Origin of the sequence: Kocuria sp. NPDC057446, from assembly GCF_042802875.1 — a bacterium.
Taxonomy (GTDB): Bacteria; Actinomycetota; Actinomycetes; order Actinomycetales; family Micrococcaceae; genus Kocuria.
The window spans coordinates 1-4429 of the sequence record NZ_JBHVDI010000225.1 but is presented as its reverse complement, the minus strand read 5'-3'; the positions used below and the strand labels follow the sequence as shown (position 1 = coordinate 4429).

Genomic DNA, 4429 nt, shown 5'->3' with positions numbered 1-4429 from the left:
CGCGGGAGGCGCCCCCGGGGAGCGGGGCCGGGGCGGGCGGACCGGGGACGACGGCGCTCAGACGGTGGCGGCGAGCTGCCCGCAGGCCCCGTCGATGTCGGAGCCGCGGGTGTCGCGCACGGTGGTGGGGATCCCGTGGGCCCGCAGCCGCTCCACGAAGTTCTGCTCCACGCCGGGCCGGGACGCGGTCCACTTGGAACCGGGGGTCGGGTTGAGCGGGATGGGGTTCACGTGCACCCAGCCCCCGCCGCGGGCGTTGAGCTTCTCCCCGAGCAGGTCGGCGCGCCACCCGTGGTCGTTGATGTCGCGGATCAGGGCGTACTCGATGGAGACCCGGCGGCCGGTGGCCTGGTAGTAGTCGAAGGCGGCGTCGAGGGCCTCGTCGACCTTCCAGCGGGTGTTGATGGGGATGAGCTCGTCCCGCAGCTCGTCGTCCGGGGCGTGCAGGGACAGCGCGAGCGTGACCGGCAGCCTCTCCTGCGTGAACTTCCGGATGCCGGGCACGAGCCCCACCGTGGACATGGTGATGCCGCGGGCCGAGATGCCGAGGCCCTCCGGGGAGGGGTCGACGAGGCGGTGGATCGCGCCGATCGAGGCCTTGTAGTTGGCGAGGGCCTCCCCCATGCCCATGAACACGATGTTCGAGATGCGCAGCGGCTCCTGCTCCGCCCGGCCGACCCGGCCGCCGCGGAGCATCCGGGCGCCCTGCACGACCTGCTCCACCATCTCCGCGGTGGAGAGGTTGCGGGTCAGGCCGGCCTGACCGGTCGCGCAGAAGGGGCAGTTCATGCCGCACCCGGCCTGCGAGGAGATGCACATGGTCACCCGGTTGGTGTAGCGCATGAGCACGGACTCCACGGTGGCGCCGTCGAAGCACCGGTGCACGTTCTTGACGGTCTCCCCCTGATCCGCCTCGAGGCTGCGCACGGTGGTCAGCAGCGGCGGAAGGACCTGGGAGACGAGCTCCTCCCGGCCGGCCGCGGGCAGGTCGGTCATGTCCTCCGGGGCGGTGGCGAACCGGTCGAAGTAGTGCCGGGAGAGCTGGCCCGCGCGGAAGGGCTGGTGCCCCAGCTCGGCGAGGAACGCCCGGCGGCCCTCCATGTCGAAGTCGGCGAGGTGGCGCGGGGGCTTGCCGCGCCGCGGGGCCGCGAAGGTCAGCTGACCGGGTCGCGGCTTCGCGGTGAGCTCGACGGGCGTCCGGGTGGTGCCCGTCTGTCGGGTCTGCTGCGGCTGCTGGGCCACGGTGTTCTCCTCGCGGTCTCGCGGGTCCGGGGTGCTGGTGGAGGGCCGGGTCACGGCGCGTCCTCCGGGATCGGGACGGGGCGCACGCCGAGGGGCTCGAGCTCGGAGGCGCCGCCGTCCTCGGCCGTGAGCACCCACACGCCGTCGGCGTGCAGGGCCACGGAGTGCTCCCACTGGCTGGAGCGGGCCCCGTCGGTGGTGACCACGGTCCACTCGTCGTCGAGCACCCGGGTGCCGATGCCGCCGCGCACGAGCATCGGCTCGATGGCCAGGGCCATCCCGGCGCGCAGGCGGGGACCGCGGTCCGTGCTGCGGAAGTTGAGGACGTCCGGGGCCATGTGCATCTTGGAGCCGATGCCGTGGCCCACGTACTCCTCGAGGATCCCGAAGCGGTGCCCGGAGACCTTGCGCACGTAGTCCTCCACCGCCGCACCGATGTCGCCGACGTGCGTGCCGGTGGCCGCCGCCGCGATGCCGTGCCACATGGCGTTGCGGGTGACGTCGGAGAGCTCGGCGTCGGCGGGGTCGGGGCGGCCCAGCAGCACGGTGCGCGCCGAGTCCCCGTGCCAGCCCTCGACGATCGCCCCGCCGTCCACGGAGAGGATGTCCCCCTCCTGGAGCACCTGCTCCCCCGGGATGCCGTGGACCACCACGTCGTTGACGGACACGCAGACCGCGGCCGGGTAGCCGAAGTAGCCCAGGAAGTTGGAGCCCGCCCCGTGCTCGTCGAGGACGGCGCGGAAGACGGCGTCGAGGGAGGCGGTGGTCGCGCCCGGGACGGCGGCCGCCACGGCGGCGTCCAGGGCGCGCGAGGTCACCACCCCGGCGCGCTGCATGGAGCGCAGCTGGGCGTTGGTCTTGTACTCGATCCGGCGGCGGCCGAACATGCGGTCTTCCTTCCGAGCCGCTCCCCCGGTCGGGGAGCTCGCGGCTGTGGTGGGTTAAACGTGAGACCCCCGGGGGCGTCCGGGGGTGTCACGGCGTCGGCGGTGCGGTGCGTCAGGACAGCGCTGTCATGATCCGCTGGGAGACCTCGTCGACGGTCCCCAGGCCGTCGACCTCGCGGACGATGCCGCGCCGGTCGTAGACGTCGACGACCACGGCGGTCTCCGCGTCGTACACGTCGAGGCGGTGCCGGATGACCGCCTCCGTGTCGTCGGTGCGGCCCTCCTTCTGGGCCCGCCCGAGGAGGCGCTGGACGAGCTCGTCACGGTCCGCGGTGAGCTTGAGCACGACGTCGAGCTCCTGTCCCAGCTCGGCCAGGATGGCGTCGAGCTCGTCCACCTGCGCGGCGTTGCGCGGGTAGCCGTCGAGTAGGAAGCCGTCGGCGGTGTCCGTCTCGGCGAGCCGGTCGCGGACCATCCGGTTGGTCACCGAGTCCGGGACGAGGTCGCCGGCGTCGATGTAGCTCTTCGCCTCCTGGCCCAGGGGGGTCTGGCCCTTGATGTTGGCCCGGAAGATGTCCCCGGTGGAGATCGCCGGGATGCCGAGCTGCTCCGAGATGCGCACGGCCTGGGTGCCCTTGCCTGCGCCGGGGGGGCCGATGATGAGCATGCGGGTCATGAAGTCTCCTTGCGGTGGGTGGTGGCTGCGGTCACAGTCTACCGGGACGTCCCCGGCGCCCCGGCGGGACGGGGGTCAGCGCAGCAGGCCCTCGTAGTTGCGCTGCTGCAGCTGGGCCTCGATCTGCTTCACCGTGTCCAGGCCCACGCCCACCATGATGAGCAGCGACGGCCCGCCGAAGGGGAAGTTCTGGTTCGCGTCGATCACCACGAGCGCCACGAGCGGGATCATCGAGACGATGCCCAGGTAGAGGGCGCCCGGGAACGTGATCCGGCTGAGCACGTACGCGAGGTACTTCTCGGTGGGCCGGCCCGCGCGGATCCCCGGGATGAAGCCGCCGTAGCGCTTCATGTTGTTGGAGACCTCCTCCGGGTTGAAGGTGATCGACACGTAGAAGTACGTGAAGAACACGATCATCAGGAAGTACATCGCCATGTACACGGGGTGGTCGCCGGTGATGAGGTAGGTGTTGATCCAGGTGACCCAGCCGGGGATGTCGGTGCCGTCGTCGGGCATGCCGAACTGGGCGAGCATGCCGGGGAGCATCAGCATCGAGGACGCGAAGATGATCGGGATGACGCCGGCCATGTTGACCTTGAGCGGGATGTAGGTGGTGGTCCCGCCGATCGTGCGCCGGCCCACCATCCGCTTGGCGTACTGGACGGGCACGCGGCGCTGGGACTGCTCCACGAAGACCACGCAGGTGATCACCACGAGACCCACCGCCAGCACGGCGAGGAACACGCCCCAGCCGCGGGTGCGGAGGATCTCGCCCAGCGCGGAGGGGAAGGTCGCGGCGATGGAGGTGAAGATGAGCAGCGACATGCCGTTGCCCACGCCCTTCTCCGTGATCCGCTCGCCCAGCCACATGATGATCGCCGTTCCGGCGGTCATCGTGATGATGATGATGAGCACGGCGAGCCAGGTGTCGTCCGGGATGATCGGCAGGGGGCAGTCCCCCAGGAGCGCACCGGAGCGGGCGAGGGAGACCACTGTGGTGGCGTTGAGCAGCGCGAGGCCGATCGTGAGGTAGCGGGTGTACTGGGTCAGCTGCGTCTGCCCCTGCGCCCCCTCCTCGTGCAGCTCCTGGAAGCGCGGGATGACCACGCGCAGCAGCTGCACGATGATGCTCGCGGTGATGTAGGGCATGACGCCCAGGGCGAAGACCGACAGCTGCAGCAGGGCGCCGCCGCTGAAGAGGTTCACCATGTCGTACACGCCGCCCGTGGTGGTGCCCAGGGCCAGGCACTGCTGCACGTTGCCGTAGTCGACGCCCGGCGCCGGGATGAACGTGCCCAGGCGGTAGAGCACGATGAGGGCGAGGGTGAACCCCAGCTTGCGTCGCAGGTCGGGGGTTCGCAACGCCCGTCCGAAAGCGCTGAGCACATGTCCTCCTAGAGACTGGGTCCGACCGGCATCCGGCGGCGGGGGGTGTGGTGGTGCGGGAGGTCGGTCCGGGGTCCGCGCACCCGGTGGGCGCGGACGACTCCGGCAAGTCTAACGAACGCGGCCCGCCCGGGACTCACCGGGGGCGCGCGCCGGGCGGGCGGGCTCGCGCCCGCCGACGGGTCAGGCCCCGCCCACGCTGGCGTGGACGGGGCCTGATCCTCGGGGTGCCGCGGGC

The 4429-nt window shown here is 71.5% G+C and carries 4 protein-coding genes; all 4 read right to left on the bottom strand.

The genetic code is table 11. The features are described 5' to 3' along the window. Positions 1–57: 57 nt before the first annotated feature. The 4 genes from rlmN to secY all read right to left on the bottom strand — a co-directional run bounded on the left by rlmN (position 58) and on the right by secY (position 4191). The gene (gene rlmN, locus ACFU0Y_RS17305; protein WP_380216062.1) at positions 58–1242 is read right to left on the bottom strand and encodes a 23S rRNA (adenine(2503)-C(2))-methyltransferase RlmN; all 1185 of its coding nucleotides are present in this window, start codon (positions 1240–1242) and stop codon (positions 58–60) included. Positions 1243–1292: 50 nt separating this feature from the next. Then, positions 1293–2129: a type I methionyl aminopeptidase gene (map, locus tag ACFU0Y_RS17300; protein ID WP_380216060.1), complete on the bottom strand. Its 837-nt coding sequence runs from the start codon at positions 2127–2129 to the stop codon at positions 1293–1295. Positions 2130–2241: 112 nt separating this feature from the next. Further along, a complete protein-coding gene (locus ACFU0Y_RS17295; RefSeq protein WP_380216058.1) occupies positions 2242–2805 on the bottom strand; it encodes an adenylate kinase in 564 nt (187 codons plus the stop codon). Positions 2806–2880: 75 nt separating this feature from the next. After that, positions 2881–4191, bottom strand: a complete 1311-nt coding sequence (secY, locus tag ACFU0Y_RS17290; protein WP_380216056.1) for a preprotein translocase subunit SecY — start codon at positions 4189–4191, stop codon at positions 2881–2883. Positions 4192–4429 lie beyond the last annotated feature (238 nt).